This window comes from Haloplanus sp. GCM10025708, from assembly GCF_042663985.1.
Classification (GTDB): Archaea; Halobacteriota; Halobacteria; order Halobacteriales; family Haloferacaceae; genus Salinirarus; species Salinirarus marinus.
On the sequence record NZ_JBHSZA010000011.1, the window covers coordinates 1,898,870 to 1,924,293 of the forward strand.

General features: G+C 68.2%; 23 protein-coding genes and 9 pseudogenes. 8 read left to right on the top strand and 24 right to left on the bottom strand.

Annotation, left to right across the window (positions count from 1 at the left end):
- Positions 1 to 201: 201 nt before the first annotated feature.
- Positions 202 to 399, top strand: a complete 198-nt coding sequence (locus tag ACFQJD_RS13780; RefSeq protein WP_379798969.1) for a hypothetical protein — start codon at positions 202 to 204, stop codon at positions 397 to 399.
- On the opposite strand, the pseudogene ACFQJD_RS13785 reads toward ACFQJD_RS13780, so the two are convergent.
- From ACFQJD_RS13785 to ACFQJD_RS13795, 3 genes and pseudogenes are all read right to left on the bottom strand, one after another.
- Positions 396 to 2,956, bottom strand: a pseudogene (locus tag ACFQJD_RS13785) (RtcB family protein). The gene ACFQJD_RS13780 and the pseudogene ACFQJD_RS13785 overlap by 4 nt on opposite strands.
- A gap of 18 nt (positions 2,957 to 2,974) precedes the next feature.
- Positions 2,975 to 3,283 (bottom strand): annotated as a pseudogene (locus tag ACFQJD_RS13790) (RtcB family protein); the annotation flags it as partial.
- A gap of 51 nt (positions 3,284 to 3,334) precedes the next feature.
- Positions 3,335 to 3,745, bottom strand: a complete 411-nt coding sequence (locus ACFQJD_RS13795; RefSeq protein WP_379798971.1) for an archease — start codon at positions 3,743 to 3,745, stop codon at positions 3,335 to 3,337.
- 92 nt (positions 3,746 to 3,837) lie between these two features.
- On the opposite strand from ACFQJD_RS13795, the gene ACFQJD_RS13800 reads away from it, so the two are divergent.
- Positions 3,838 to 4,338: a GNAT family N-acetyltransferase gene (locus ACFQJD_RS13800; RefSeq protein WP_379798973.1), complete on the top strand. Its 501-nt coding sequence runs from the start codon at positions 3,838 to 3,840 to the stop codon at positions 4,336 to 4,338.
- On the opposite strand, the pseudogene ACFQJD_RS13805 reads toward ACFQJD_RS13800, so the two are convergent.
- The 3 genes and pseudogenes from ACFQJD_RS13805 to ACFQJD_RS13815 form a co-directional block, all read right to left on the bottom strand.
- Positions 4,322 to 5,157, bottom strand: a pseudogene (locus ACFQJD_RS13805) (translation initiation factor eIF-2B); the annotation flags it as partial. The gene ACFQJD_RS13800 and the pseudogene ACFQJD_RS13805 overlap by 17 nt on opposite strands.
- 51 nt (positions 5,158 to 5,208) lie before the next feature.
- Positions 5,209 to 5,442: a DUF5822 domain-containing protein gene (locus ACFQJD_RS13810; protein ID WP_379798975.1), complete on the bottom strand. Its 234-nt coding sequence runs from the start codon at positions 5,440 to 5,442 to the stop codon at positions 5,209 to 5,211.
- Between the two features lie 65 nt (positions 5,443 to 5,507).
- The gene (locus ACFQJD_RS13815; RefSeq protein ID WP_379798977.1) at positions 5,508 to 6,281 is read right to left on the bottom strand and encodes an alpha/beta fold hydrolase; all 774 of its coding nucleotides are present in this window, start codon (positions 6,279 to 6,281) and stop codon (positions 5,508 to 5,510) included.
- Positions 6,282 to 6,436: 155 nt separating this feature from the next.
- Here ACFQJD_RS13815 and ACFQJD_RS13820 point away from each other — a divergent pair, with 155 nt between their 5' ends.
- Positions 6,437 to 6,685, top strand: coding sequence for a DUF7127 family protein (locus ACFQJD_RS13820; protein WP_379798979.1), 249 nt, complete (start codon positions 6,437 to 6,439; stop codon positions 6,683 to 6,685).
- Positions 6,682 to 8,947: pseudogene (locus ACFQJD_RS13825) on the top strand (CDC48 family AAA ATPase). The gene ACFQJD_RS13820 and the pseudogene ACFQJD_RS13825 overlap by 4 nt, the downstream one beginning before the upstream one ends.
- A gap of 287 nt (positions 8,948 to 9,234) precedes the next feature.
- On the opposite strand, the pseudogene bcp reads toward ACFQJD_RS13825, so the two are convergent.
- The 5 genes and pseudogenes from bcp to ACFQJD_RS13850 form a co-directional block, all read right to left on the bottom strand.
- Positions 9,235 to 9,684 (bottom strand): annotated as a pseudogene (bcp, locus tag ACFQJD_RS13830) (thioredoxin-dependent thiol peroxidase); the annotation flags it as partial.
- A 40-nt stretch (positions 9,685 to 9,724) separates the two neighbouring features.
- Positions 9,725 to 10,603: a hypothetical protein gene (locus ACFQJD_RS13835; protein WP_379798981.1), complete on the bottom strand. Its 879-nt coding sequence runs from the start codon at positions 10,601 to 10,603 to the stop codon at positions 9,725 to 9,727.
- The gene (priS, locus tag ACFQJD_RS13840) at positions 10,600 to 11,757 is read right to left on the bottom strand and encodes a DNA primase small subunit PriS (RefSeq protein ID WP_379798983.1); all 1,158 of its coding nucleotides are present in this window, start codon (positions 11,755 to 11,757) and stop codon (positions 10,600 to 10,602) included. Before priS ends, ACFQJD_RS13835 begins: the two co-directional genes overlap by 4 nt.
- A gap of 57 nt (positions 11,758 to 11,814) precedes the next feature.
- Positions 11,815 to 12,865 (bottom strand): annotated as a pseudogene (trmB, locus tag ACFQJD_RS13845) (HTH-type sugar sensing transcriptional regulator TrmB).
- 75 nt (positions 12,866 to 12,940) lie between these two features.
- Positions 12,941 to 13,438: a hypothetical protein gene (locus tag ACFQJD_RS13850; protein WP_379798985.1), complete on the bottom strand. Its 498-nt coding sequence runs from the start codon at positions 13,436 to 13,438 to the stop codon at positions 12,941 to 12,943.
- Between the two features lie 85 nt (positions 13,439 to 13,523).
- Between ACFQJD_RS13850 and ACFQJD_RS13855 the strand changes: the two are divergent.
- Positions 13,524 to 14,492 (top strand): annotated as a pseudogene (locus ACFQJD_RS13855) (mechanosensitive ion channel family protein); the annotation flags it as partial.
- Between the two features lie 3 nt (positions 14,493 to 14,495).
- On the opposite strand, the gene ACFQJD_RS13860 reads toward ACFQJD_RS13855, so the two are convergent.
- Positions 14,496 to 14,900 carry a universal stress protein gene (locus ACFQJD_RS13860; RefSeq protein WP_379800525.1) on the bottom strand — a complete coding sequence of 135 codons (405 nt, stop codon included), beginning with the start codon at positions 14,898 to 14,900 and terminating at the stop codon, positions 14,496 to 14,498.
- A gap of 52 nt (positions 14,901 to 14,952) precedes the next feature.
- Positions 14,953 to 15,159 (bottom strand): dodecin, encoded by a 207-nt coding sequence (locus tag ACFQJD_RS13865; RefSeq protein ID WP_379798987.1) that lies wholly within the window; start codon positions 15,157 to 15,159, stop codon positions 14,953 to 14,955.
- A gap of 244 nt (positions 15,160 to 15,403) precedes the next feature.
- Here ACFQJD_RS13865 and ACFQJD_RS13870 point away from each other — a divergent pair, with 244 nt between their 5' ends.
- Positions 15,404 to 15,934 carry a DUF7344 domain-containing protein gene (locus tag ACFQJD_RS13870; protein ID WP_379798989.1) on the top strand — a complete coding sequence of 177 codons (531 nt, stop codon included), beginning with the start codon at positions 15,404 to 15,406 and terminating at the stop codon, positions 15,932 to 15,934.
- On the opposite strand, the gene ACFQJD_RS13875 is transcribed toward ACFQJD_RS13870, so the two are convergent.
- The 9 genes and pseudogenes from ACFQJD_RS13875 to hisD all read right to left on the bottom strand — a co-directional run bounded on the left by ACFQJD_RS13875 (position 15,935) and on the right by hisD (position 21,808).
- Complete coding sequence (locus tag ACFQJD_RS13875) at positions 15,935 to 16,594, bottom strand: hypothetical protein (protein WP_379798991.1); 660 nt, start codon at positions 16,592 to 16,594, stop codon at positions 15,935 to 15,937. It lies immediately after the preceding gene.
- A complete protein-coding gene (locus ACFQJD_RS13880) occupies positions 16,591 to 17,226 on the bottom strand; it encodes a hypothetical protein (protein WP_379798993.1) in 636 nt (211 codons plus the stop codon). The genes ACFQJD_RS13875 and ACFQJD_RS13880 overlap by 4 nt, the downstream gene beginning before the upstream one ends.
- Positions 17,227 to 17,272: 46 nt before the next feature.
- Positions 17,273 to 18,221: pseudogene (locus ACFQJD_RS13885) on the bottom strand (metal-dependent hydrolase).
- 47 nt (positions 18,222 to 18,268) lie between these two features.
- Positions 18,269 to 18,826: a mechanosensitive ion channel domain-containing protein gene (locus ACFQJD_RS13890; protein ID WP_379798995.1), complete on the bottom strand. Its 558-nt coding sequence runs from the start codon at positions 18,824 to 18,826 to the stop codon at positions 18,269 to 18,271.
- Positions 18,827 to 18,836: 10 nt separating this feature from the next.
- Complete coding sequence (locus tag ACFQJD_RS13895) at positions 18,837 to 19,163, bottom strand: DUF7116 family protein (protein WP_379798997.1); 327 nt, start codon at positions 19,161 to 19,163, stop codon at positions 18,837 to 18,839.
- A gap of 127 nt (positions 19,164 to 19,290) precedes the next feature.
- A complete protein-coding gene (locus tag ACFQJD_RS13900) occupies positions 19,291 to 19,704 on the bottom strand; it encodes a Rieske (2Fe-2S) protein (RefSeq protein ID WP_379798999.1) in 414 nt (137 codons plus the stop codon).
- A gap of 97 nt (positions 19,705 to 19,801) precedes the next feature.
- Positions 19,802 to 20,047, bottom strand: coding sequence for a DUF5816 domain-containing protein (locus tag ACFQJD_RS13905; RefSeq protein ID WP_379799001.1), 246 nt, complete (start codon positions 20,045 to 20,047; stop codon positions 19,802 to 19,804).
- A gap of 37 nt (positions 20,048 to 20,084) precedes the next feature.
- Positions 20,085 to 20,451: pseudogene (locus ACFQJD_RS13910) on the bottom strand (HesB/IscA family protein).
- Positions 20,452 to 20,536: 85 nt separating this feature from the next.
- On the bottom strand, positions 20,537 to 21,808 hold the full coding sequence (gene hisD / locus ACFQJD_RS13915; protein ID WP_379799003.1) for a histidinol dehydrogenase: 1,272 nt from the start codon (positions 21,806 to 21,808) through the stop codon (positions 20,537 to 20,539).
- A gap of 232 nt (positions 21,809 to 22,040) precedes the next feature.
- Between hisD and ACFQJD_RS13920 the strand changes: the two genes are divergently transcribed.
- Complete coding sequence (locus ACFQJD_RS13920) at positions 22,041 to 22,622, top strand: NADPH-dependent FMN reductase (protein ID WP_379799005.1); 582 nt, start codon at positions 22,041 to 22,043, stop codon at positions 22,620 to 22,622.
- Between the two features lie 155 nt (positions 22,623 to 22,777).
- Here ACFQJD_RS13920 and ACFQJD_RS13925 read toward each other — a convergent pair whose 3' ends face one another.
- Positions 22,778 to 23,128, bottom strand: a complete 351-nt coding sequence (locus tag ACFQJD_RS13925) for a winged helix-turn-helix transcriptional regulator (protein ID WP_379799007.1) — start codon at positions 23,126 to 23,128, stop codon at positions 22,778 to 22,780.
- Positions 23,129 to 23,224: 96 nt separating this feature from the next.
- Here ACFQJD_RS13925 and ACFQJD_RS13930 point away from each other — a divergent pair, with 96 nt between their 5' ends.
- Positions 23,225 to 24,238, top strand: coding sequence for an alcohol dehydrogenase catalytic domain-containing protein (locus ACFQJD_RS13930; protein WP_379799009.1), 1,014 nt, complete (start codon positions 23,225 to 23,227; stop codon positions 24,236 to 24,238).
- Between the two features lie 28 nt (positions 24,239 to 24,266).
- Here the strand turns inward: ACFQJD_RS13930 and ACFQJD_RS13935 are convergent, their stop codons facing one another.
- The gene (locus ACFQJD_RS13935) at positions 24,267 to 25,157 is read right to left on the bottom strand and encodes a bile acid:sodium symporter family protein (protein WP_379799011.1); all 891 of its coding nucleotides are present in this window, start codon (positions 25,155 to 25,157) and stop codon (positions 24,267 to 24,269) included.
- Between the last annotated feature and the right edge of the window lie 267 nt (positions 25,158 to 25,424).

A 25,424-nucleotide genomic window follows, 5' to 3' on the forward strand; every position in this document is an offset into this window, starting at 1 on the left:
CGCACGTCGAATCCCGGATATGGTACTCCGACTCGTCTCGGACGAGGCGGCCGTTTTCGGCGTCGTCGCTTTCGTGATCCTCGCCGCCCTGGCGCTGGTCGGCGCGCTGGCCTACGCCGAACACCGAAAGGAGATGCCGCTCATCGAGGCGGGGGCCTACGAGGAGGCCCGGGGGACCGAACGTGGCTCCTCGCGGCCGGGTTGCTGTTGCTCGCCGTCGGCATCGCGGACCTCCTTCGGTCGGCGTTGCTCGGCGTCGTCCCCGAGAGCGGCATCACGCTGTCGATGCTCGGCCTGGCGTCGCTCGTCTACTACTACCTGCGCCTGCGGGAGACGCGCCGGAAGCGAGCGAGCGAACTCGAGGCGAGCGAGTCGCCCGCGGACGAACGGACGGACTAACCCTTGACGTTGCAGACGGGGTAGGTCCGAGCCACCTTGTCGCCGATGCCGAGGGCGTCGGAGACGCGCACCACCTCGTCGACGTCCTTGTAGACGCCGGGGGCCTCCTCCGCGACGGTGGCCCCGCTCTGGGCCTTCACGTAGACGTGTTGCTGGTCACGGAGTTCGTCCTGGACCGTCTCGCCCCAGAACTCCTGTTTGGCCTGCGTGCGACTCATGGTGCGCCCCGCGCCGTGGGCGGTTGAGCCGAACGTGAGATCCATCGACGCCTCGCCGCCGCGGAGGACGTAGCTTCCCGCGCCCATGCTCCCGGGGATGATGATAGGCTGACCCACGTCTCGATAGGCGACCGGGACCTCGGGGTGGCCGGCGGGGAACGCCCGGGTCGCGCCCTTCCGGTGGACGAACAGGTCCCGGTCCTCGCCGTCGACGGCGTGGGTCTCGCGTTTGGCGATGTTGTGGGCCACGTCGTAGAGGAGGTCCATCTCCATGTCGCGCCAGTCCCGGTCGAAGACGCGTTCGAACACCTGTCGCGTGCGGTGCATGATTAGCTGGCGGTTCACCCACGCGAAGTTGATGGCCGCACACATCGCGCGGTAATATTCGTCCGCGAGTTCGGACCCGGCGGGCGCGGCGGCCAGTTCCTTGTCGGGGAGTCGGTCGAGCAAATCGCCGTGTCGTTTCTCGATGCGCCGGAGGTAGTCGTTGCAGGTCTGGTGGCCGAGGCCGCGACTCCCGCAGTGGATGAGGACGACGATCTGGTCTTCTTCCAGGCCGTACGCGTCGCCAACGTCGTCGCGGAAGACGTCGGTCACGCGTTGGACTTCGAGGAAGTGGTTCCCGCTCCCGAGACTGCCGATCTGATTTTTCCCCCTGTCTTTGGCCTTCTGGGAGACGGCGCTGGCGTCGCCCTCGGGGCGGAACCCCTCGTCCTCGCAGTGTTCCATGTCGGCTTCGACGGCCCACCCCTCGTCGACGGCCCACTGCACCCCTCTTCGAGGATGCGGTCGACGGTGTCGACGCCGGACTCGACGACACCGCCGCCGCCGAGTCCCGAGGGGACGTTGGCGAACAGCGATTCGACGAGTTCCTCCTCCCGGCCCTGCAGGTCGTCGTAAGAGAGGTTCGTTTTCATCATCCTGACGCCGCAGTTCGAGACGACGAATCCATTAGCGACGAAGTTGTGTGCGTCGTGTGTGACGCCGATGTCGTAGACGGTCTTGCAACCCCGTTCACGAATCGAGTCGATTTCGACGTCGACGGTCAGGTCGGCACGAACCTCGGCCATCTCGCGGAATTCCGCGAAATTCGGAAAGTCAGCCGGTGGACGTGGCCGACCACTGCGGCCCTCGTAGATGCTCCGTTCGATGAATCGGTCGTTGACGTCGAATCGCTGTTTGATGTCCGCCGTCGCCATCCCGCCGTCGGCGAGAGCGCGGGCGTCCTCGGCGATGCGAGCGCGTTCGTCGATGACGCGCTCTTTTCGCTTGAGATACTGCGTCGCGAGCATCGCCCGTTCCCGCTTCTCGCGGTTGTATCGATACCCGATGCGCGTGAAAAAGCGAATCAGATTGTCCGAATCGTTCTTGAGGCCGAAACGGAACCGTACCGTCTCGCCGGCCGTAGTTTCGGTGCGCTCGACTTCTTCGAGCGCGTTCACCCGAACGCCCAGGTCGCCGAGATGACGCATCAGGTCGCGCATAAACTGCTCGCCCGCGTCGCGGCGGACTGCCAGACGGTTGTGTGACACGGAGGGACAGTAGAAGTTCTTCCCCGTCATCGCGTCCGGTGCGCTCATCTCCGCCCCGAAGAAGGCGGAGAGATAGAGCGCCTTCTGCCAGTCCGCGAGGCGGTCGAGATACGTCGGAGCGGTGAACTCGGAGTCGACTTTGGTCCCCGCAGGCGCACCCAGACGAACGAGCAACTGTCTAAACGATTTTGCGGTCGAGCGAACGCTGTATTCGGTGCGCTCGAAGGAGTGTCCGTCGATTTCGTGTTCCCGGTCGCGTTCGTAAATCCGTGAAGGCGTGAATCCGAGCGCTTCGATGTCGTCCCGAATCGCTTCGAGGTCCTCGGGATCGCCGTAGAACCACGGCTGGTTCCCGCTGAACGTCCCGTCGCCCGTGTGGAACGCGACGAGTTTCAGCAGTCGATTGACCGCCTCGTCGGTCGATTTGAGCGGCAGTAAGTCCCGGTCGACGAGCGCCTGGACCAGTTGTGGGTCCTCGTCCTCGAAGTCGGATTCGTCGAGGAGGACGAACTCCGGTGGCTCCGCGTCCGGAAGCCCCTCGAACGGGTGGAGCGACACCGTATCCCCCTCGTTCAACTCCCGGAGTTCGGTCATGCCGTCGGGCGTGGCGAAGGGGTGGTCCGCTGTGGCTTCGACCACGTCTCCGGTCTCAGTTTCGACTTCGTAGACGACTTCGTCTTTCGTCTGCGTGAACAGTCGGATGTCGGCGTCGACGGGTCCGTCATCGGACGTGACGACCGCCCGTTCGTCCTCGAAATCGGCCCACAGATTCCGAATCTGTCGACGACGACCGTGCGACAGGAGCACCTCGCTCTCGCCGGAGAGGCAATTTATGTCGTAGCCGACCGCTCCGGGCGAGATACAGCCGTCTTCGGCGTCGAGCGCGCCGACGCCGCCGACGGGGAAGCCGTACCCCTGGTGGCCGTCGGGCATGCAGATGGCGTGTCTGGTGATGCCGGGCAACTGCGTCGAGTTCTTCAGCTGCGTGAGCGTCAGGTCGTCGCCGATCTGTTCGAGGAGGGACTCGCTGGCGAGGACGCGGGCCGGCACGCGCATCTCGCCCTCCTTGGGTATCTCCCAGACGAACTCCCGAACCCGGTCGAGGCGGATACCGTCGAACTCGCGTGTCTTCATAGTCGACCAGTTCGGCCGGCGTGGGGAATAGTATTGTCCTCCGGGGCTCGCCTAAACGTCGAAGACGACGTACGCCGCCCACCCGCCGTCCGTTCGTTCGAGTCGCATCTCCGAGTAGGTCACCGCCTTGACGTCGCGAGCGACGACGTCGGAGAGCGGGACGCCGCGAGCGCTGGCCTCGACCGTCCACTCGCCGTCCGCCTCGTAGACGGTCGCCTCGTTGTCGACCGGGAGGACGCCGCGGACGTCGCGTTCGTAGATGAGTTCGTCGAGGTAGTCGAACAGGAGGGCCTCCCGGCTCTCGGCGGTGACGGTGAGGTCGAACCGGTCGCCGCCGGGCGGGACGTCGTCGCACATGGCCGCCGCGAGGCCGTCGGCGACGGCCGCGAAGACGTCGCCGAGGCCGTCCCCGGTGGCCGCGACGCCGACGTCCGCCGTGTGATCGGTGAGTTCGAACGGCATCGTCGGTGGGTGGGACGAGACGCCCAAAACGCTTCGCCTCTCGTTCGCCGCCGACGGTGGAGTTATATTCCAGAGCGCACTACGTGGGCGTAGTGAGCGTCACAGTGGAGAAACGGGTCGACGGGCCCGGGAACACCGACCACGTCGAGGAGGCGTGGGAGCTCAAAGAACGCATTCGAGAGCGGGAGGGCGTGCTGAAACAGCGGCGGCGCTTTTTCGTCGACGCGTACCGGCGCGCGACGTCGTATCTCCTCTTTCTCGACGACGACCTCATCGGCTTCGCGTCGGTTCGACGCGACGGCTACATCCTCTTTCTCGCCGTCGGGCCGGAGGTCCGCGGGGAGGGGTACGGCCGACGACTCGTCGCCGAGGTGGCCGACGACCACCGGACGGTGTCCTGTCACGCGCGGACGACGAACCAGGAAGCGCTCGACTTCTACCAACACGTCGGCTTCGAGATCAAGCGACGCATCGACAACTACTACGAGGACCGCGGCGACGCCTACTATCTGAAACTCGGCCCCGACGAGCGACTGCGCGACAAACTCTCGGAGATCCTCGGCCGCTGGGGTCCCGGACGCCGTCGTCGGTGACGATTGCGTCGAGCAGTTCGACCGGCGTCGCGTCGTACGCGGGGTTCTCGACGTGGATGCCTTCGACGGGCTCGCGCATCACCTCGGCGGGCGAGCGGGTCTCGTTCTCGAAGACGAAGCCGTCCTCGATGACCTTCGACTCCGACCCGGCGACGACGACGGGCACGTCCAGGCGGGTGGCAGCGGAGACGAGCGGGAAGGTGCCGACGCGGTTGTAGAGGGTGTCCTCGGCGACGCAGGTCATCCCGAGGACGGCCCGGTCGCACTCGGAGAGGAAGTGGCCCGACGCGCTGTCGACGGCGAGGTGTGGTTCGACGCCGTCGACGTCGGCGAGCCGGCGTGCGGTCTTGCGCCCGAGATAGCGGGGGCGCGCCTCGGTGACGTAGACGGTCAGGTCGTGGCCGTCCTCGGCCGCGAGCGAGATGGCTTCGAGGACCGTCGAGGAGTAGTCGTGCGTGAGCAGGGTTTCGGTGTCGTCGAACGTCTCGGCGAGGTTGGCCGCGGCGCGCCGTTTGCCCGTCTGAATGGTCTCGACCACGCGGTCGATGGCCTCGCTGGTGAGGGCTTTGGCCTCGTCGACCGAGTCCGCCTCGCCGACGACGTCGTCGACCACCTCGCGCATCGCCTTGTAGAGGGAGGCGTGCGAGGGGTTCGCGCGCCGGAGCGCGCTCGCGTTCCGTTCCAGGTCGCGTTCGAAGTTGTCGACGTTGCGGTACTCGCGGTCGAGGAGTTCCGAGAGGAGCGGGCGGCCTTGACCGCGACGACGGAGGAACTGTGCGTCTTCATCCGACGGATTTCCTCGATCGTCTCGTCTATCATACAGAACGGTGTCCGCAGTAGGGCAAAGGCTTTCCGGCCGTGTGACGCCCGTCACTCGGCGTGTCGACGGGCGTAGACGTAGGTGGCGACGGCGGTGACGAACCAGACGAGCGCGCCGACGCGGACGGCGAAGGCGACGCGGGACCCCCACGTCGGGAGCGTCGTCGTCGTCGAGAGGGCGGCCACCACCGGCGCGCCGACGACGATGGTGACGACGAACGTGACCTGCATGACCCACCCGTAATCGACGCCGTCCGGGTCCGTGACCTCGACGCGTTCCGGCACGACACCACAGACGGAGGCGAACGGTTAATGCGTAGCGATACGCGACGCCGACGTCCGTCGGCGAGTCACCGGACGTCGGAGAGGAACGTCGCCACCGCGTCGTTGAACGCGGCCGGGCGTTCGAGCATCGAGAGGTGGGCGGCGTCGTCGACGGTAACCAGCCGGCAGTCGGGCATCTCGTCGGCGAGGAACTCGTGGTACCACGCCGGCGTCAGTTGGTCGTACTCGCCGACGACGGCCAGCGACGGGATGTCGATTGCGTCGACGCGGTCGCGGACGTCGAACTCGTGGCAGGTCCGGAAGTCGCGGTAGGTGACCGCCGCTCCCGTCGCGTAGAGGGTCTCCCGGGAGCGTTCGACCAGCCGCTCGTCGGGGTCGTGAAACAGCCGATCGTCGTCGTGGAGGAAGTCGACGGCCCGGTCGAAGTCCTCCTGTAACCACGTCAGCAGGTCGTCGAGGACGGCGAGTTTCGCGCCGGTGCCGACCAGAACGAGGGCGTCGAGGGCGAGGTCGCGTTCGAGAGCGGTCGTCAACGCGACCGCCCCGCCGAGGGAGTTGCCGACGAGGACGCCGGGGTCCGTCTCGCGGGCGACGGCGACCACGTCGTCGACGTACGCCGAGAGCGTCTCGTATCCCGGGTCGGCGTCGACGTCCTCGCTCTCGCCGTGCCCGCTCAGGTCGACGGACACGACGGGGCGTTCGTCCGCGAGCCGGGACTGGCCCTTCCAGACCTCGCGGGACCCGCCGCTTCCGTGGACGCACAACAGGCCGCTCCCGTCGCCGCCACGGTCCGCCCGGTGATAGGCAGTCTCGCGCCCGTGGTGAGTGACAGTCTCCATGCCCCGGATTTTCGGGCGGCGTAGCATAAACCCACGCTGTCGCCGAACCGTGTGAACCACAATTCGAGTGAAAGTGCTTGATTAGTCCTCCGTCCCCCGATTCATAGGGAGAATGTTTATATAGTAGTACCCCTAACTTAGAGTTAGGAATCATCATGGAACGCCAGCAATCCACCGGAAGTGACGGGCGGTTCGTTCGTCGGTACGACTACGACGACGGGTGGGTCGTCGCCGCGGATCTGGGCGTCCCGGACGACCAGGTCGACGTGGACGTCGTCGGGACGACCGCCATCGTCGTCGTGAACGCGGGCGGTGGGGAAGCGGAGTTCGAGTTCGAACTCCCCGGCACCGCCGAAAACGTTGACACGAACAACGGCGTACTCGTGATCACGGAAGACCAATGAAGCTCATCGTCAAACCCCTCAAGCAGAAGGACGCCGGGCGCGGACTCGCGGCCATCGACAAACAGGCCGCAGAGGAACTCGGCCTCGAAGGCGGGGATTACATCCGCATCGAAGGCAGCGACGGGACGACCATCGCGCGCGTCTGGCCGGGCTACCCCGAAGACCGGGGCACCGGCGTCATCCGCATCGACGGCCAGCTCCGCCAGCAGGCCGACGTCGGTATCGACGACCGAGTGGAAGTCTCGAAGGCGGACGTCGAACCCGCCTCGCGCATCACCATCGCGCTCCCCCAGCGACTCGGCATCCGGGGGAACATCGACGCACTCATTCGCCGCGAACTGAGCGGGAAGCCGGTCACGACCGGTCAGACCGTCAGGCTGCCCTCGGGTTCGGTATGATGGGCAGTCAGGGCCAGGCGATTCCGCTGAAAATCGCCAGCACCCAGCCCTCGGGGACGGTCGTCGTCACCGACTCGACGGAGGTGCAGATCAGCGAGAAACCGGCCGAGCAGATTCGCGAGGCCGAAGGCGAATCCGGCCGTGGCGGCGCGCCCGACGTCACCTACGAGGACATCGGCGGCCTCGATCGCGAACTCGAACAGGTCCGCGAGATGATCGAACTGCCGATGCGCCACCCCGAGCTGTTCAAGCGCCTCGGCATCGAGCCGCCGAAGGGCGTCCTCCTGCACGGTCCGCCGGGGACGGGGAAGACGCTCATCGCCAAGGCCGTCGCCAACGAGATCGACGCCCACTTCCACACCATCAGTGGGCCGGAGATCATGTCGAAGTACTACGGCGAGTCGGAGGAACAGCTCCGCGACGTCTTCGAGGAGGCCGAAGAGAACGCACCCGCGATCGTCTTCATCGACGAGATCGACTCCATCGCGCCCAAACGCGGCGAGGCCGGCGGCGACGTCGAACGCCGGGTCGTGGCCCAACTGCTCTCGCTGATGGACGGTCTCGAAGAGCGCGGCGAAGTCGTCGTCATCGGCGCGACGAATCGGGTGGACGCCATCGATCCCGCGCTCCGCCGCGGCGGCCGCTTCGACCGGGAAATCGAGATCGGCGTCCCGGACCAGAACGGCCGCAAGGAGATCCTGCAGGTCCACACGCGGAACATGCCCTCACCGAGGGCGTCGACCTGGAGGAGTTCGCCGAGAACACCCACGGCTTCGTCGGTGCCGACATCGAGAGCCTCACCAAGGAGGCCGCGATGAACGCGCTGCGGCGCATCCGCCCGCAGATCGACTTAGAAGCGGAGGAGATTGAAGCCGAGATCCTCGAATCGCTGGAAGTCACCGAGGACGACTTCAAGCAGGCGATGAAGGGGATCGAACCCTCGGCGCTCCGCGAGGTGTTCGTCGAGGTTCCCGACGTCACGTGGACCGACGTCGGCGGCCTCGAAGACACGAAAGAGCGCCTCCGCGAGACCATCCAGTGGCCGCTGGACTACCCCGAGGTGTTCGAGGCGATGGACATGGACGCCGCGAAAGGCGTCCTCATGTACGGCCCGCCGGGGACGGGGAAGACCCTCCTCGCGAAGGCCGTCGCCAACGAGTCCGACAGCAACTTCATCTCGGTGAAAGGCCCCGAACTTCTCGACAAGTACGTCGGCGAGAGCGAGAAAGGCGTCCGCGAGATCTTCAGCAAGGCGCGCGAGAACGCCCCGACGGTGGTGTTCTTCGACGAGATCGACGCCATCGCGGCCGAACGCGGCCGCAACACCGGCGATTCGGGCGTCACCGAACGCGTCGTCTCGCAGCTGCTGACGGAGCTCGACGGCCTCGAATCGCTCGAGGACGTCGTCGTGGTCGCGACGACGAACCGGCCGGACCTCATCGACTCGGCGCTCCTCCGTCCGGGGCGACTCGACCGGCACGTCCACGTGCCCGTCCCCGACGAGGACGCTCGCCGGGCCATCTTCGAGGTCCACACCCGGAACAAGCCGCTCGCCGACGACGTCGACCTCGACGAACTCGCCCGCGAGAGCGAGGGCTACGTCGGCGCGGACGTCGAAGCGGCCTGTCGCGAGGCCGCGATGGCCGCGAGTCGGGAGTTCATCCGGAGCGTCAGCCCCGAGGAGATGGGCGAGACGCTCGAAAACGTCCGCATCACGATGGACCACTTCGAGGACGCACTGGACCAGGTCAACCCCAGCGTCACCGAGGAGACTCGCGAGCGCTACGAGGAGATCGAGCAGCGCTTCAAGAGAAGCGAGGTCGAACGCGAGTCGGAACCCGAAGTCAGCCGGACGTTCCAGTAGCGAACGCCATTGGGTCACGGATTTCCCCGATCGGAAGCTTTTGATACTATTGGGGGGTATGGAGGGATACGTAATCGGGTATGCAGATGAGACCACACTCATCCGACCGGCGGTCGACCGTACGGGGCCTGACACGATGACACCAGGGGACGACGACCTGTTACAGCTCGGCCCGAGCGACGAACCGGCGTACGCCTGCGGGGCGTGCGGTGAAACGTACGACGAAGAACATTACCTCTGTCCGGCGTGTGGCGAGTTCGCCATCGACCGCCGACCGATCGACTCCTGAGGTCGTCGAGTAGTTCCTCGGCGTGGTCGTCGGGCGAAACGCCCTCGTAGGCGCGTTCGATGCGCCCGTCGGGGCCGACGACGTACGTATTTCTGAAGACGCCGTCGAACGTGTTGCCGAACATCTGCTTCTCGCCGTAGGAATCGTAGGCCGCCGCCACCTCGCCGTCCTCGTCCGAGAGCAGCCTGAAGGGCAGATCGTACGCCGCGGCGAACGCCGCCAGGTCGTCGACGGGGTCGTCGCTGATGCCGAGGACGACCACGTCCTCGTCGCGGAAGGCGTCGTAGGCGTCGCGGAAGCCGCAGGCCTCGGTCGTACAACCGGGCGTGTCCGCCCGGGGGTAGAAGTAAACGACGACGCGTCGCCCGCGAAAGTCCGCGAGCGACACCGTCTCGCCGTGCTGGTCGGGGAGTTCGAACTCCGGGGCGTCGGCTCCAACGTCGAGCATAGTCGTGGATCGGACGCCCGCTACAAACGTGTTCGGACTCTCACTCCAGCGGTTCGGCGGCCTCGCGGTCGATGAGGGGTTCCGCGTTCGTCGTCGGCAGGGACACCACGTCCTCGCTCGCGAGTTCGTACTCCCGCTCGTCGACGCCGAAGATCTCGCCGACGTCTCGGGTGATTCGAACGGTCGTTCGGTCGGCGTCGGTCGTCGCCTCAACGTCGGTCGTCGCCTCGGCGTCGGGCGTCCCGGCATTAGCTCCGGCGTCGGTCGTCGCCTCGGCGTTAGCCCCGGCCTCGGACGCCGTCCCGGTAGCACCGGCCGAAGTCCGACCGCCGTCCGCGTGTGCGTCGGTCGCTTCCGCGTCGCCCATCGCGTCGGCCAGCAGGCCGCCGTCCGCGGGTTCTTCGGTCGGTGCGTCCGGCGACGCCGAGTCGGGCACCGGCGGGGCGTCGTCGACGGCGTCCGAGATCGAGTCCGACGCTGCGTCCGGGGACGTGGTCGCATCGGGGGTCGATGCGGCCGCGTCCTCGGCGTAGTTCCCGGCCAGCGTGTCGAGGACCGACTCCCGATTCTCCTTGATGCGGGCCACGAGGTCGTCGAACAGCTCGCGTTCCTCGCTGGTGAGCCCCTCCTCTTCGGCGGCCATGTCGGCGGCGGCGAAGGTGGCGCGTTTGACCACCTTGCCGACGCGGCGTTCGTAGAGGGACTCGACCACCTCCTCGGCCGTCTCGATTTCGTCGGTGATACGGCCGACTTCGGGCGAGGAGAAGGGATCGTCGACCTCGGCGGCGACGCGGTCCCGCTCGGCTTTCAACTCCGCGACGTAGTCGGCGGCGTCGCGGTAGAACGAATCCCGCAGGTGCTGGAGGCTGTCCTTCTGTCGTTCGGTTCGTTGGACGCTCCGTAGTTCCTCGAGATTCATTCTTTGACCTTCCTCGCTCGTCCGCGTGCCATGAGGAACACGCCGACGCACTCCGGTACGGTGTACTCGTCTGCGTCGAGTGTAAAGCTATCGCCGTCGAGACTGACCGGCCCGGGGTCGGTCACCTCGATGCGGATCTCCCGCCGGGTGAACCGCTCCGGGACGGCGTCGACGAGGGGATCGAAGTCGGCCACCTCGCCGGCGTCGAGTCGGCGGACCGCCAGCCCGCTCCCGCCGTGGAGACTACCGGGGAGACGGATGAGGCGGTGGGTGTCGGTCGTCACCGGTTCGTCGATCGGCGCCGTCTCCTCTTCGATCGTCTCCCGGACGAGGGCGTCCACGAGCGTCCGGAGGCCGGGACCGCCGGCTTCGACGTTGCCCGCCTCGACGGCGTCGGGGTTCTCGCGGACGACGCCGAGGATCGTCTCCGACCGTCCCGCGCCGATCCCGTCGAGTTCCTGTAAGCGCGTTCGCGCGTCGCTCTCGTCCATCTCTCGGAGGTCGGCGACGAACTCGAGGAGGCGGCGGTGGACGCGCCGCCCCCACCCGCCCTCGGTCCGGAGGACGCGCCGGGTCGTCCCGTCGACCGACCGAGTCGTTATCAGGCCCTCGGCGTCCAGGTCGATCGCGCGGACGTAGTCGACGATTTCGCGCCGCGCCTCGCTGTCCAGGTCGCGGACCGACTCGTCGCGGACGTGGACGTGGTAGCCGCGGCCGCCCGAGAAGACGACCGACGTCTCGAAGTCGAAGTCGTCCTCCAGCAGGTCGAGCAACCGGAGGAGCGCGTCCTTGCAGGCCGCGAGCATCGCGGGGTAGGCGGTCGTCTCGGGGTCGACGCCCGGCAGATGGTCGGCGTCGAGGTCGAACACGAGGTCCGCGCCCCGCCACCCCTTCCGGTCCATCCGCGTCTCGCCGGGGTCGTCGTAGCGGGCGGCGGAGAAGTAGACGTGCCGAGGGGACTCCTCGGCGAGGAACGTGCCGAGGTCGCCGAGCGACAGGAGGGACTGGTGGCGGACCATCGTCGTCCCCTCGCCGGCGGTCCACGGGATGTGTCCCCACTCGCGCGCCTCGGCGGCCGGCGGCAGCGGGAGGTCTGCGCTCCGGTAGTAATCACCGAAGCGCCCGCGGAGATACTCGCGGGTGCGTCGGTCCATCGTGTCCCGTCGGTTGTCGAGACGCGCGTATAGGCGTTGCCATCGCTCGAAGGGGTCTCACTCGCGGGACGGAATCCGGTCCCGCCCGAGGAGGAACTCCCGCCCCTCGACGTCTTCGAGGGCGGCGACGCGCCCCCGACGTCGACCGGGCCGTCGTCGGTGTCGACGGTGAGGTTCGCCACCTGTTCGGAGGCGTCGTAGTTCACGTCGACTATCTGTCCCTCCACGACCACCTCGGCCCCCGTCTCGACGTCGCGGCCGACGACGCTCGCGTAGAAGTCGCCGCCGAGTTCGTGGACGTCTTTCACGGCGCGACGGATCGAGGCGTAGCGCCGGGGGAAAGAGGGTTCGGGCGTCGCCGAGACGAGGGTGTCCGCCGTCGTCCAGAGGACGGTGCCGAAAAAGCCCGACACCAGAAAGCCCAGCGCCGAGCGGTTGAAGATGACGCCGTAGCGTTCGACGTCCTCGCGGAGGGCGTCCTGGGTCGCGTAGACGGAGTACCGGCCGTCGGCGACGGCGAGGACGGGCGTCGTGATCCCCCGGCGAGCGCGGACGGCCGTCGCCACGTCCCGGTAGTCGAACTCCTCGGGGTCGGGCGCGCGGCGGGCGGGCGTCAGCAGCAGTTCGACGCTCACGCCCGAATCGACGGCGTCCGCGAGGGGGCGCGAAAGCGCCGCAGCAGGTCGGGCGTCAGAGAGAGGGCGAGTTCGTAGTCGGCCGCTTCGATCACGTCTTCCAGATAGCGGAGGATGGTCGCGCGGGACTTCACGAGGGCCGCCGCTTCGGCCTCCCGCGACGGCGCAGTGTACCGGCGTTCGAGTTCGTCGACGAGAGCATCGAGCGACGACTGCACGTCGTCGAACGCCACTTCGGGGTCGAGAGCGACGACTTTCATCGGGCGCGACTCGCGGAGTTCGACCAGTCCGCGCTCGGCCAGGCTCCGGACGGTGTCGTACACCCGCGGTTGCGGGACGTCCGTCCGGTCGGCGATCTCGCTCGCGGACAGTTCGCCGTGGTGCAGGACCGCGAGGTACGCGTCGATTTCGTACTCGCCGAGGTCGAACCGGCTCCCGACGCGTTCGAGCGTCGAACGAAGGTCGTCGGCCATAGCCGTCGTTCACGGCCCGCGAGTAAAGGCGTTGTCGGGGAGCGTCGGTCGGGGACGGAACCCCGAACCGGCGAGTCAGGTCGTCGCCCGCTCGTCGTCCCCACGCGGCGGGGACGGAGGCGTCGCCCGCCAGCCGACGACGCCCGACCCGACGAGGAGCGCGCCGCCGACGACCAGGAGGGACGGTTCGGCTCCGAGGACGACGTCGCTCGACGGGTCACCGACGAAGGGGAGACCGGTGTAGAGGCCGCGGTGCGTGGCGTAGTGGAAAACGGCACGGACCGGATAGAAGCAGACGACCAGCCCCGCGAGAACGGGAATCACCGACGCCCGGTGCCACCGCGTCGCCGCGACCGCTCCGAGAAAGCCGATCGCGGCCAGTTCGGCGAGGAGCCACTCCTCGTGATTGAGCGAGTGAATCCAGCGTCGGTGGCCCGGAGCGACGCCCCAGCCGGTGGTGATCGTCGCGTCGACGCTCGGTCTGAAGTGGAGCAGTTCGGCGTGGACTCCGATCGCGACAGCGAGCAGGCCGGCACCGGCGAGACCGATCGGGAGGGCCCGGTTCCGATTCATCGATCGTGTCACGGTCCGCGGTCCGCGCCCATAAGTTCGGGGTCGGAGGGGGAATCCTTTTTCGGGACGGAGCGACGCCTAGGCCATGTCCGCAGCCGGCCTCCTGCAATCGGGAGCGGTCGAGACGCTTCACGGTGTCTGGGAGGCCGTCAGCGCCTACTGGAAGACGGCTCCGACGGTCGTGCGCGTGTCCGTCGGCCTGGTCGTCGTCGCCGTCGGCGTCTACCTCTCGAAGCTCCTCGTCCGCCTCCTCGGTCGCCCCGTGGCCCGAAGGTTCCGCCGGCAGAGCGTCGCCCAGACCGTCCTCGCCGCCATCCGTATCACGACCGTACTGGTGTTCACCGCGCTCGCCGCGGGAGTGGTCGGGTTCCGGCTCGGCGACATCGTCCTCTCGGTCACGGTCTTTTCGGCCGTCCTCGGGATCGTTCTCGCTCCCATCGTCGGCAGCATCATCAACGGCCTGTTCGTCCTCGCGGACCAGCCCTACGAGATCGGCGACATGGTCGAACTCGGCGACACCCGCGGCTTCGTCGACGACATCACCCTCCGGTACACCAAGATATTCACGCTCGACAACACGTTCATCGTCCTCTCGAACTCCTCGATCCGGGAACGCGAGGTGACGAACTTCTCGGCGGAGGACGAACGGACGCGCCTCTCCCTTCGACTGCTCGTCACCTACGAGTGCGACGTCGGACAGGCACGGGAACTGCTGGAACGCGCGGCCCGCGACTGCGAGGGCGTCATCGAAGGCGGGCCGGACATCCGCATCGGGAGCGGCCGCTACCCCGCCAAACCGACGTGTCTCGTCGAGGAGTACGCCGACCACGGCGTCCTCCTCAACCTCCGCTTCTGGACGCGGACGCCCTACAAGATCGCGCGCATCCGCTCGAGCGTCCAGGAGCAGGTCTGGGCACTGTTCGACGACGCGGACGTCGAAATCGCCTACCCACACCAGCAGCTGGTGTTCGACGAGACCAGCGGACAGGCGCAGGTGGCCGTCGAATCGTCGCCGGCGTCGTGGGCGCGGAGGAGACGGACGGGAACGCCGAGTGAGTCAGGCGGCCTGGACCGTGACGACTTCGCAGTCGAGTTTCTCCCGGAGGAACGTGTCCACGTCCGGATCGTCGAGAAATCGGTTGAACGTGCGCCGCCAGCGGCTCACCTGCTTGGATCCGATGACGACGACGTCGGCGTTTTCGGCCGCCACCTCGTCGAGGATGGTCTCCTCGACGAGAAAGCCACGGCGGACGACGTACCGGGCGTTCGACAGCCGGCCGAACTCGCGCTCGACCGCCCGTTTCAGGTCGGTTCGGGTGACCTCGTGTCCCTCCTGATAGAGGTCGACGTGGAGGACGGTGAGGTCCGCGTCGCGGTCGTCGGCGATGCGGATCGCCTCCGAGAGCGTCGCTTTCGAGTGCCTGCTGAGCGGATAGCGGACGGGGACGACGACCAGCGTCATCGAGTAGTCGGTCGGGTGCCCGGGATTCAAGCCTTCCGACTCGACGGCCGAGCTACTCCGGCGACTCCAGCTCGAACGCGACGGTGACTTCGGCCTGGTACTCCCGGTCCGGTGCGCTCGCGATCTCGACGCCGAGTTCGTCCACCTCGATCCAGTGGACGTTGTCGAGGGTCTCCTCCGCCCGGTCGATGGCGTCGTCGACGGCGGCGTCGAAGCTATCCGGACTGCGTCCGATGAGCGTGATCTTCTTGAATACCATGTGTGATCTCCGTGGGCGTGCCGGCGTGGTACGGAACGCGGACCGACCCCGCCCTGGCGACTATTCGTCCCGTGTTATGATATAATTTTGTGAGATCCGCGTCGACAGCGACGGGCGGACGCCCCGGCGTCCGGTCGGTCGCGTCGGCCGGAGCGTTAATGGTAGTTCGGCGAACACCTACGCGGGAACGATGCGCAAACCGAGGACGGCCCTTCGAACCGGGAGCGACGGGAGCCGGCGATAGATGGGAGACGACGCCGACGACGCGGAGTCGACGTCGCTCTCCCCGGACGCGCTGTTCTCGTTGCTCCGGAATCGGCGGCGACGGAACGTCCTCAGATATCTCCGGGGCGCGAACGGGGAGGTGAAACTCCGGGAGTTGAGCGAGCAGATGGCCGCCTGGGAGAACGACTGTCCGGTCGCCGCCGTGACCTACAAGCAGCGAAAGCGCGTCCAGACCGCGCTCTACCAGATCCACCTCCCGAAGCTCGCGGAGTGGGGCGTCGTCGACTACGACCGCCGCGCGGGAACGCTGGAACTCAGGGACTGTGCGACGTCCTGTCTCTCGCTGCTCGACGGCCCGACGTCCTCGCGTCCGTGGTGGAAGCGGTATCTGGGCGTCGCCGTCGTGGGAAGCGTCGTGACGGGCCTCGCCGCGCTGGGCGTCCCGCCGTTCGCCGGCGTGCCGGGGTTCGGCTACGCTGCGTCGCTCGCCGTCACGTTCGTCCTGCTCTCGCTCGCGTACGCCGTCGACAGTCGGACCGCGGGCGCGTGATCAGGCGTCGGTGCCGTCCAGACGGGCCGAGAGCGCACCGACGACGTCCGTCAGGTGAGCCGTCCCCCAGACGGCGACGACGAGGCCGCCGAGGGCGTCGAACAACAGATCGAACATCGTGTCGGAGAGACCGTACTGGGTGAGGACGCTCCCGGTGCCGGCGAGGGCCGCGAGTTCGCTCACGGCGAACTCGATCACCTCCCAGAAGACGCCGAACGCGAGGACGAACAGGAGGATGAACACGAACATGAACCGCGGCGGGAGCGAGACGGCGTCGGTGTGGGCCTCGATGGCGCGAGCGGTGGCGTAGCCCGCCGCCGCGACGATCGACGACGAGAGCGTGTGCGTCAGGTGGTCCCACCACCAGACGGTCGTGTAGAAACTCCGCTCCGTCCCGGGGATGCCGACCGTCCCGAGGGCGTGCAGGAAGACGGCCGTCGTGATCCAGAGCGTGAGGCCGGCGTCCATCGGGATGTGGTAGTCGCGTTCGAGCACCGCCGGCAGGTAGGTGACGCCGAGGGCGATCGACGCGTTGACGACGATGCCGAAGTTGCGTCTGTCGAGGCCGATGAAGATCAACCCGACGAGGATCACCTGCATCACGCGGGTGAGTTGGCGCTGTCGCGCGGCACTCAGGCCGATCCGGTCGCGAATCCTCATTTGCTCTCACCCGCCAGTTCGGGGACCCGAGTCGCCGCGTCCGTCCGCCGCCGGAAGTAGTACTCGAAGAGGACGCCCGCGAACAGCCCCGCCACCGTCGCGGCGACGAAGTCCCACATCAGCGCCCGTTCGATGGCCGCCTCCGATCGGTCGTCGAGCATGAACGTCGTGCCGAGGGTCACGTCCGCGCCCCACTGTGCGAGGGCGACGAGTCCCGCCGTGGCCATCGTCGTGACGACGACGAACAGGACGGCGAAGGAGTAGTTCATCTGGACGGGCGTGAACACGTCGAGTTCGACGGCGACGATGAGCGCGATGGCGGCGACGGCGAGGTAGTTGGTGATGCGCCCGGTGAGCGTCACGCCGCCGAGAGACCGGCCGACGAACAGCGCCTGTCCGACGACGGGGAGCGACGCGAGCGCGAGCACCTCCCACGGCAACATGGCCAGCAGCCGGCGGTACGCCAGCGCGGGAAGCATCGCCAGCAACGCCACCGCCGCGGCGAAGCCGGCCCAGAGAAACCGGCCGTCAAGCGCGTTCGTGACGGTCATCGTCCAGAGAAATACGACGAACAGCCAACCGAGTGCCGCGTTGAGGCGGCGGCGCTCGACCACGTCGGTGAGTCTCGACATCCTCTCGACAGCCGTAGGGGTTCCCGGTGCAAAGCGTTTCGGGAAATCAGAAGAGGAGATACGCGACGCCGTACGCCGTCCACGCGACGGTGACGGCGGCGAGCCCGGTCACGAGAGCGGTCGTCCGGTCGGGGACGGCGACCGGCGACGACGACCGGAGGCGAAGCCGTGGGAGGACGCCGAGCGATCCGACGGCGAGGACGCTGAACACGAAGGGGTACGAGAGATCGAGCGTCGGCGCGGGGATGAGAAAGACGCTCGCGGCGTAGCCCGCACCGAGCGTCGCGCGCGGTTCGAACGACGGCCGGAGGCCGACGAGCGAGCAGAAGACGGCGACGGCGCTCCACACCACGGCGAGTTCCACGCCGAAGGCGGCGAGGAGGTGGAGCGTCGGATCCGGCGCGAGGGGAGGCGGTGGGCGACCAGCGAGACGTCGACGGGGTAGAGCATCGCCGGCGGCGTCCCGGTGAAGAGGTCGCCGAACGGGTGTGAGACGAGTCCGATAAGCGCCGCCGCGAAGGCGTATCGCGGGGCGATCGCCGTCCGCTGGCGGACCGCCTCGGCGACGACGAGGGCGGCGACGCCGAACAGCGCCATCATCGCCCCCCGAGGACGCCGCTCTCGACGGCGGCGACGGCGACGAGACCCGTGAGGGCGAGCAGCGACCCCGCGGCGACCGACCGGTGGCGGCCGTCCCGTCGACCCGACGCCACCCAGAGGCCGACGGCGACGGCGACGACGGGAGCGACGACGACCGAGTGGGTCACGGTGCGGTGGACGACGCTCCCGGCCGACCAGAACGAGGACGCGAGAGCGAGCGGACCGCCGTGTGCGCCCACGAGACCGACGAGCGCGTAGGCCATGTCGACGTCGGGGACGGCCGCGAACGCGCCGGCGACAGCGCCGACGACGAGGGCGCGGGACGACGCCCACCCTCGCCAGGCGGCGACCGTGGCCACCAAAGCGAACGCGAAGAGGGCGTGGCCGACGAACATTCTACTCCGACTACGACGCCCGCGTCAATAAACCCTCGTCAGCCGTGTTACCGTTCGTCACCCGCGCGTTTGGTCCACTCCCCTTCGATGTCGGCGTTGGCGCGGACGACGGTGTCGCCGTCCACCTCGAAGCGGGTCTTCCGGAGTTCGATGGACCGGACGACGCCCTCCATGCTCCCCACCACGACGGTGTCGCCCGCCGCGAAGTCCGGATCGCGAAGGAGGTAGATGCCGGCGACGGCGTCGGCGATCATGTCGGAGGTGGCGTAGGCGACGCCCAGGGCCAGAAAGCCCGCCGCGGTGCCGAGCGACGCGGCGATGCCGTCGAGTCCGACGATGGAGAGAAAGGAGAGGGCGACGCCGAACCAGAGGAAGACGGCGACGATCGTCGTCACGAACTGCCGGTAGACGAGCGACTCGCGTTTCAGCGTCCGCGCGAGGCCGAACCGGACCAGGCGGAGCAGTATCCCGACGACGACGGCGGCCACGCCGAGGAAGACGAACCCGGAGATGAGGTTCGGGAGGGCGGCGGCCAGTCGGTCGAGAAAGCCCACCAGCGCGGTCTCGACGACGCTACTCGCCAGAAGGAGTGCGAAACCGAACATCGATCGGCCGTCAGGCGACGGTTTCGCTCCGGTTGACGACTTCGTAACGGTCGGCGTCTTCGACGCCGATGACGGCCCACTCGTAGGGCGGGTCGAGGCGTCGAAGTCGGTCGGTGAGACTCCCTGTATAGCCTCTCCACGTGACGAAACAGCGGAGGCCGAGGTCGTCCGTACTCCCACCATCCGGGCGAACGGGATTCGCCGTCGCCTCGTCCGCGTCGAGCGCGGTTACGTGGACGGTTCGCCACTTTCGTTCGGCCCGAAGTTCGGAGCCGTTCCCCGAAACGGAGTATCCGAGGCTGCGGAAAATCGACCGTGCCTCTTCGACGGGTGGCATGGTAACAGGGGCCATGTGGTCGCACGTACGGCATCTCGGCTGATAAGTGTTGCCACGACAACCGCTAGCAATCGGAGCCGGTAACGCGTTCGGCGGCTCCGAGGGGCCGCTCGCCGCGAGGGACGCATCAAAACGAGAGGTGTGACGTCGAACTCGGGCCGTCGTCGGCGGCGTCGATACCGCCGCCGTGGAGATACGTGTAGTCGTCGTCGGTCAGGAAGACGGTGCCGTCAGCGACGTCGACGTCGACCGGCGTGAGCGAGGACCCCGACGCCGGGCCGTTGTCGCAATCGCCCGCACACGCGTCGAACATCGACCCGTGTCGCGGACAGATTATCTCGCCCTCGCGGAGCGCGGCTCCCGAGCCCCGGTCGAAGCGCTGGCTCTCGTGGGGGCAGACGTTCACCCACGCTTCGACGCCCGCGTCGCACGGGACCAGAATCACCTCGTGCTCGTTCCCGTCCGAATCCTCGACGGTGAACAGGTAGGATCCGTCGTTCGGGACGTCGGAAAGGTCGGCGACTCGCGTCTCGTGTGCCATCGGGGCACCGAACGCGGCCGGACGGTAAAAGCGGCACCGCTAATGGACGTCACGCCGGATTCGGAGTCGACGGGACGCACGCCGGGGAACGGCGACGCTACTCGTGGGCGGCGTCCCACTCTTCGGGTTTGCGGACGTTCCCGCAGTCGTTGCACTCGATGCGCGCCATCGTGTCCATGGCCGTGTCGAACCCCTCGCAGTTGCCACAGAAGTAGCCCCAGCGTTCCCCGCGGGTCTCGGAGCGGTAGACGGCGAAAAACGGGCCCTTCGATCCGCGGTCCGCCTCGGTTCGGTCGACGAAGACGGCGTCGCCGTCCGGCGTCGTGTGCGTTTCGAGTTCCATACCTCCTCGGTCGCGGCGGCGGCCTATGTGAATTGCGCTACGTCCGGAACGACTCGCCACAGCCACACTCGCTGACGACGTTCGGGTTCTCGACGTGGAACCCCTCCGCCTGCAGGCCGCTCTCGTAATCGAGCGTACTCCCGCCGATGTAGTTGGCGCTCGCGGGGTCGACGAACACGCGCAGGCCGTGGCGTTCGACGACGGTGTCGTCCTCTTCGGGTTCGTCGTCGAAACGCATGCCGTAGGAGAGGCCGGCACACCCCCTGCTGGACGAACAGGCGAAGGCCGGCCACGTCGGTGTCCATGTCTTCGCTTTCGAGCAGCGAGAGGGCTTGCGCTGCCGCGTCGGGAGTGACGGAGACGGTGGCGTCGGCGTCGCCCCCGTCGGCGGTGTCGGTACTCATAGCTACGGATAGCGCTCGAAGCCTGTTAACTGTGGCGACGGAGCGTAACCGGAACGGGTTGCTCGTCGGGGGCGCTGATCACCGACTACCCGTCGAACCGCCGGCGGACGCTCTCGGCGTGGGCCTCCAATCCTTCGGCCTCGGCGAGCGTCGTGATCGTGTCGGCGAGGCCGCTCAGGGCGTCCCGGTCGAGTCGCTGGACGGTCGTCGATCGGAGGAACGTATCGACCGAGAGGCCGCCGTACAGTTTCGCGCCGCCGTTCGTCGGGAGGACGTGGTTCGTCCCGGAGGCGTAATCGCCGGCGGCGACGGGCGTGTAGGGCCCCAGAAAGACGCTGCCGGCGTTCGAGATGCGCTCCAGCAGGGCCTCGTCGTCGTCGGCCTGGATCGAGAGGTGTTCGGCGGCGTACTCCTCGGCGAACAGGACCGCCTCCGGCATCGACCGCGCGAGGAGGACGCCGCTGGCGTCGTTGTCGAAGGCGGCCTCGATCGTGTCGGCCCGGTCGCGGTCGGCGGCCTGACGATCGGCCGCGTCAGCGACGGCCGCCGCCAGGCCGGCGTCGTCGGTCACCGCCACGACCGAGGCGTGTTCGTCGTGTTCCGCCTGGGCGACCAGGTCGGCGGCGACGAGTTCGGGGTCGGCCGTCTCGTCCGCGAGGACGAGAATCTCGCTCGGGCCGGCGAGGAAATCTATCTCGACGTCGCCGCGCACCTCGGCCTTGGCGGCCGTCACCCAGCGGTTGCCGGGGCCGACGACCTTCTGGACGCGGTCGATGGACTCGGTGCCGTAGGCGAGGGCGGCGATGGCCTGCGCGCCGCCGACGCTGTGGACCGTATCCGCGCCCGCCTCGTGGATCGCCGCGAGCGTCACCGGATTCAGCTGTTCGGCCGGCGGCGTCGCCACCGAGACGTGTTCGACTCCCGCCACCGCCGCGGGGACGACGCCCATCAGCGCGCTCGACGGATAGGCGGCGGCCCCGCCGGGGACGTAGACGCCCACCCGGTCGAGCGGGCGGAAGCGACGGCCGAGTTCGCGTCCGTCGAACGTGTCCCGCCAGTCGTCGGGCAGCTGTCGTTCGTGGAACTCCCGGACGTTCGCCGCCGCCGTCTCGATGGCGTCGCGCACGTCGTCGTCGAGGGCCGCGTGGGCGCGTTCGGCCTCGTCGGTCAGGTCGAAGCTCCCGACCTCCACGCCGTCGAACTCGCGGCAGAACTCGCGCACTGCGGCGTCGCCCTCCTCGCGGACTCGTGAGACGATGTCGCGGACGTCGCCCCGGACCGCTTCGACGCCGGCGTCCCGGTCGAACAGTGCCGAACGCTCCGCCGGGCGCAACTCCGCAATCTCGCGTACTTCCATGGGCGTGCTGGGCGAGTGAGGCGAAAAGTCGTTCCGGTCCAGTGGCTCGCGGTCCGCTTTCTGCTACGGTGCTCCCATATACAATCTGATGCTCTTGATAAATCCGAACCCGGCGTTTCGAGCGCTGGGCTTGAAATCCTGTAACACGCCCGGTATACCGCAGGTAACCTGATGTACTCGACCTATCCAATTCCTTATATATCTGTGGGGCGTGGCTTAGAACGAACCCTCCATGACTGACCGAACGCACGTCGTCGCAATCTGTGGAAGCAGCGCCGACGACAGCACGACTCGCACCTCGCTCGAACGCGTTCTCGACAGCGCCCGCGAACGCGGCGTGGAGACGACGCTGGTCGACGTCCGCGAGTGGGACCTGCCGACGTTCGACCCGGACGCCCGCGACGCCGGCGACGCGCCCGAACTCCGGGAGACGGTGGCGTCGGCCGACGCGATCGTCCTCGGGACGCCGATGTACCACGGGTCGTACTCCTCGACGCTCAAGACGGCCCTCGACTACTGCCGCACCGAGGAGTTCGAGGGGAAGACGGTTGGCCTGCTCGCCGTCGCCGGCGGGGACTTTCCGACGCCGGCAGTCGAACATCTCCGTGCTGTCTGCCGGACGCTCCGGGCGTGGACTCTCCCCCGTCAGGTCGTCGTCCCGAGCGCCTACGAACAGTTCGAGAACGGCGAGTTCCGCGACGCCGACATCGCCGACCGCGTCGCCGAACTCGGGCGCGACCTGGTCGAATACGCCGGTGTCGACGAGTATCCGACCGCCGACGCCACATCTCCCGAAGCCCCGGCCGACGACTGACTCCCTCTCGACGTTTACACGACGCCCGAAACCGTTCCCCGCAGGAGCAACGCGGTAACGACGCCGACGGCGACGGGGAGACAGGTCACGTAGCCGGTACGCGCACCCGAAATCGAGAATCGGCTCGGCCGTGGCGTTCGCTCCTGCGGAGGCGACTACGGCCACTCCGCGTCGAGCCACTCGTCCGCCCACGCTTCGAGGTCGTCGAAGACGGGGCCGAGCGCCGCGCCCTTCTCCGTGAGACTGTAGTAGACGGCGATAGGGGCGGCCTCCTCGGACCGTCGCTCGACGAGGCCGTGGTCCATCAGCGTCTCCAGCGTCTGTGAGAGCGTCCGTGACCGGGCGTTCGTCGCGCGCTTCAACTCGTTGAACCGCATCTCGCCGTCGCGGAGGGCGTAGAGTACGTTCAGCCGCCACGTCTCGCCGATGACTCGCATCGAGTTGACGACCGGACACGCCTCGGCGTTGCTCCGCTGAACCTCTCGTTGTCGATTCTCGGCGGCCATTAGCTGTCAGAGTTACGCCAGTATGAATAAACGTTCCGTCCGGTACGCCGGAGGATACTCCCCGAACCTTTGGTCCCCCCTGTCGAACCCCGCCCCATGCGCGCCGCAGCGTTCACCGACCTGACGGGACCGGACGGAGTGGAGATAGTCGACCGACCGACGCCGGAACCGGGGCGCGGCGATGTCCGGATCGACGTCGAGGCCTGCGCCATCAACCGCCACGACCTCTGGATTCTGGAAGGCGACTCGGCGATGGTCGAAACCGACGACCTGCCCTTCGTCACCGGCCTCGACGTCGCGGGCGTCGTTGACGCCGTCGGCGACGGCGTGACCGACGTCGCCCCCGGCGACCGGGTCCTCCTCTGTCCGAACGAGACCTGCGGCACCTGTCGCTTCTGTCGGGAGGGGCCGGAGAACCTCTGTGAGTCGTTCTCGCTCTACCACGGCGGCCTCGCGGACGCCGCCGTCGTCGACGCCGCCCGCCTCGTCTCGCTGCCCGATTCCGTGGGCACGACGACGGCCGCCGCCCTCCCCACGGCGTACGTGACCGCCTACCACATGCTCCGCCGGGCGGCGGTGTCGGCGGGCGATCTGGTGTTCGTCCCCGGCGCGACGGGCGGCGTCGGCGTCGCGGCCGTCCAGCTCGCCGCCGTCCTCGGGGCTCGGACCGTCGCTACCTCCTCGTCGGCGTCGAAACTCGACCGCGTCGCGGAACTCGGGGCCGACCACGCGGTTCTCGGCTCCGACCCCGACGACCTCCGGGACGCGGTGAGCGACGTCGGCACGCCGGACGCCGTGATCAACCATCTCGGCGGCCCCTACACGGACCTCGGCCTCTCTCTCCTGCGCCGCGGCGGACGGATGGTCGTCTGCGGACGGACGGCCGGCGCTCGCTCCGAGATCGACGTCCCGGACCTCTTTCTCGGCCACAAGCGCGTGATCGGGAGCACGATGGGCACCCAGGCGGATCTCGAACGACTCGTCTCGCTGGTCGAGGCGGGCGACCTGACCCCCGAGGTCGACGAGACCTATCCGCTGGAGTCGACGGCGGCGGCGTTCGCCGCGATGCAGGAGCGCGAGACGATCGGGAAACTCGTCGTCACGCCGTGACGCGACCGCGGCGGCGTGTGGCCGCCGCTTACCACGAGGCGGCGACGCCGGCGATCACCTGCTGGGTGACGTAGAACGTCGTCACGACGACGGCCGCGCCGCCGGCGTCGAGCGAGTCGGCGACGAGCAACGCGATACCGAGGTTCTTCATCCCGCCGCCGAACGAGAGCGCGGCCACCTCGCCGGCGTCGAGGCCGAGGACGGGACCGACTGCGCGCGCGCCACCGAACACCACACCCGTCATCACCACGGCGACGAGGGCGGTGCCGAGGAGGACGGCGAGGGCGACGCTACCGGGGTCCACCGCGCCGACGCTGACGAAGACGAGGAGGGAGACGGTGATTCGGGAGAGGGCGTCGACGTGGGCGTCCGTCACCAGGCGTTCGGGGACGACGCGCGAGAGCGCCGCGCCGCCGGCGAGGATGACCGCGAGGTCGCGCAACACCGGCAGGACGTCGAGGTTCGCCGCCGTGCCGACGAGTTGCGTGAGGACGGCCGGCGTCGCCAGCGGCGAGAGCGCCATCGTGAGGACGGCGGCGAACGTGACGCCTTGCACGTCGCCGTCGTCGAGGCGCGTCCAGACGATGGCGGACCCGGCAGTCGTCGGGGCGGCGGCGGCGACGAGGACGCCGAGGCGGGCCGCGTCGGGGACTAAATACCGGGCCGACGTCGCCGCGACGAGGGGCGCGAGGACGAACGCGACGGCGAGGACGCAGCCGAGGAGTCGGCCGAAGCCGCGACGGGCGTCGGCGTCGAAGCGAGCGCCACGGAACGAGCCGTAGACGAGGACGACCACGAGCGGGGTGACGAGCGGCGAGAGCCGTCCCGCCCCGGGGACGACGAGACCCGCGGCGGCCGACGAGACGACGACCGCGACGGTGTCGAAGCGACCGAGGGCGTCACGGAGGGCCCCGAACATGGACCGGACTTCCGCGAGGGGTAGTAAGGACCTGTCGGAAGCGGCGAGGCGCTATCCGTTCCGCTCCAGTTCGTCGAAGAGGGCGGCGACGCGGCGTTCGATCCCGTCGCGCAGGGCCCGCACCTCGGGAAGCGGTTTCCCGTGAGGGTCACGCGGGGGATCCGCCCGTAGTCGATTTCGGCCACGGGGGGTAGATCGTCACGAACAGGCCGGCGGCGATGGGGGACACGTCCCGTTCCACGTCACCGCGTCAGCGACGCCCGGCAC

Bases quoted from the DNA above. Each gene is read 5' to 3' on its own strand.
- ACFQJD_RS13930 (WP_379799009.1), top strand. From the start codon at position 23,225: ATGCGCGCCGCAGCGTTCACCGACCTGACGGGACCGGACGGAGTGGAG.
- ACFQJD_RS13835 (WP_379798981.1), bottom strand. From the start codon at position 10,603: ATGAATCTCGAGGAACTACGGAGCGTCCAACGAACCGAACGACAGAAG.
- ACFQJD_RS13850 (WP_379798985.1), bottom strand. From the start codon at position 13,438: ATGAATCGGAACCGGGCCCTCCCGATCGGTCTCGCCGGTGCCGGCCTG.
- hisD (WP_379799003.1), bottom strand. From the start codon at position 21,808: ATGGAAGTACGCGAGATTGCGGAGTTGCGCCCGGCGGAGCGTTCGGCA.
- ACFQJD_RS13875 (WP_379798991.1), bottom strand. From the start codon at position 16,594: ATGAGGATTCGCGACCGGATCGGCCTGAGTGCCGCGCGACAGCGCCAA.
- ACFQJD_RS13880 (WP_379798993.1), bottom strand. From the start codon at position 17,226: ATGTCGAGACTCACCGACGTGGTCGAGCGCCGCCGCCTCAACGCGGCA.
- ACFQJD_RS13870 (WP_379798989.1), top strand. From the start codon at position 15,404: ATGGGAGACGACGCCGACGACGCGGAGTCGACGTCGCTCTCCCCGGAC.
- ACFQJD_RS13905 (WP_379799001.1), bottom strand. From the start codon at position 20,047: ATGGAACTCGAAACGCACACGACGCCGGACGGCGACGCCGTCTTCGTC.
- ACFQJD_RS13925 (WP_379799007.1), bottom strand. From the start codon at position 23,128: ATGGCCGCCGAGAATCGACAACGAGAGGTTCAGCGGAGCAACGCCGAG.
- ACFQJD_RS13795 (WP_379798971.1), bottom strand. From the start codon at position 3,745: ATGCCGTTCGAACTCACCGATCACACGGCGGACGTCGGCGTCGCGGCC.
- ACFQJD_RS13895 (WP_379798997.1), bottom strand. From the start codon at position 19,163: ATGCCACCCGTCGAAGAGGCACGGTCGATTTTCCGCAGCCTCGGATAC.
- ACFQJD_RS13865 (WP_379798987.1), bottom strand. From the start codon at position 15,159: ATGGTATTCAAGAAGATCACGCTCATCGGACGCAGTCCGGATAGCTTC.
- ACFQJD_RS13890 (WP_379798995.1), bottom strand. From the start codon at position 18,826: ATGTTCGGTTTCGCACTCCTTCTGGCGAGTAGCGTCGTCGAGACCGCG.
- ACFQJD_RS13815 (WP_379798977.1), bottom strand. From the start codon at position 6,281: ATGGAGACTGTCACTCACCACGGGCGCGAGACTGCCTATCACCGGGCG.
- ACFQJD_RS13935 (WP_379799011.1), bottom strand. From the start codon at position 25,157: ATGTTCGGGGCCCTCCGTGACGCCCTCGGTCGCTTCGACACCGTCGCG.
- ACFQJD_RS13900 (WP_379798999.1), bottom strand. From the start codon at position 19,704: ATGGCACACGAGACGCGAGTCGCCGACCTTTCCGACGTCCCGAACGAC.
- priS (WP_379798983.1), bottom strand. From the start codon at position 11,757: ATGGACCGACGCACCCGCGAGTATCTCCGCGGGCGCTTCGGTGATTAC.
- ACFQJD_RS13820 (WP_379798979.1), top strand. From the start codon at position 6,437: ATGGAACGCCAGCAATCCACCGGAAGTGACGGGCGGTTCGTTCGTCGG.
- ACFQJD_RS13920 (WP_379799005.1), top strand. From the start codon at position 22,041: ATGACTGACCGAACGCACGTCGTCGCAATCTGTGGAAGCAGCGCCGAC.
- ACFQJD_RS13860 (WP_379800525.1), bottom strand. From the start codon at position 14,900: ATGACGCTGGTCGTCGTCCCCGTCCGCTATCCGCTCAGCAGGCACTCG.